Source organism: Ideonella sp. P3_A4 (assembly GCF_056403075.1).
In genome coordinates this window covers 1-835 of the sequence record NZ_JBFUGE010001230.1, presented here as the reverse complement: position 1 = coordinate 835, position 835 = coordinate 1, and the positions used below count along the sequence as shown (strand labels likewise).

Genomic DNA, 835 nt, shown 5'->3' with positions numbered 1-835 from the left:
GGCCTGTTCCGTGCCACCGAGGCGGCCGGCGAACCGATCGTTGCGCGGGCAGGGCAGGACGGCGTGGGCGCGATCCGCCAGGGCTATCTCGAAGGCTCGAACGTCAAGCTGGTCGAAGAGATGGTGAACCTGATGGTGGCGCAACGTGCCTACGAGGCGAGTGTCAAGGTCGTGCAGGCATCCGACGAGATGCTCGGCATGGTCAACAACCTGCGCAAGTGAAGGTCATCGCCCTCCTGAACGCGACCATCGCGTTCGCGCTGGTATGTCCGCTGATGGCGGCAGCGTACGAGCGCGACCAGGTCGGCGCGCCAAATCCGGCGCCGACGGTCGCATCGACCGAGCGCGTCGTCGAAGCAGCCGAACTGCATGCGCTGGCTTCGCGTGCGCTCGAGCGCGCGCTGCAAGGGCGGGCCGATCGCTTCCAGTTCAGCCAGCCGGCGCGCGGCTTGTCGTCGACGGTCGTAGATGCGCAGGGAACCGAGYTGGTGGCGCGGGACGTCAGCGGAAACGTGAGCCTGTCGTCCCGCATGGCGGTGTGGGTCGACGTCAAGCAAGCTGGCCACGTCAAGCGGACGCTGCTGGTGCCCGTCGAAGTGGCGGCCTATCGGACCGGTTGGGTCGCGTTGCGCGATCTGCCGGTGGGTGCGCGTCTGTCGCCGAGCATCTTGCGCGAGCAGGATGTCGACATCGCTGCCGGCGGCAGCGATGTGTGGGCGGGCGAATCAGAGGGCCTCGTCTTGCGCAGCCCCGTGCTCGCTGGGCATTACCTCGTGGCGGGCCAGGCCATGGTTCCGCCCGCTGTGTCGCGCGGCGATGTCGTGCAGGTCGTGCA

The 835-nt window shown here is 68.1% G+C and carries 2 protein-coding genes; both read left to right on the top strand.

From position 1 onward, the window contains the following. The coding region (locus AC1DYI_RS37215; RefSeq protein ID WP_477209083.1) for a flagellar basal body rod C-terminal domain-containing protein at positions 1-222 on the top strand (222 nt) is incomplete at its 5' end. Beyond that, positions 219-835: hypothetical protein (locus AC1DYI_RS37210; protein WP_477209082.1), on the top strand; the 617-nt coding region annotated here is incomplete at its 3' end. The genes AC1DYI_RS37215 and AC1DYI_RS37210, both read left to right, overlap by 4 nt.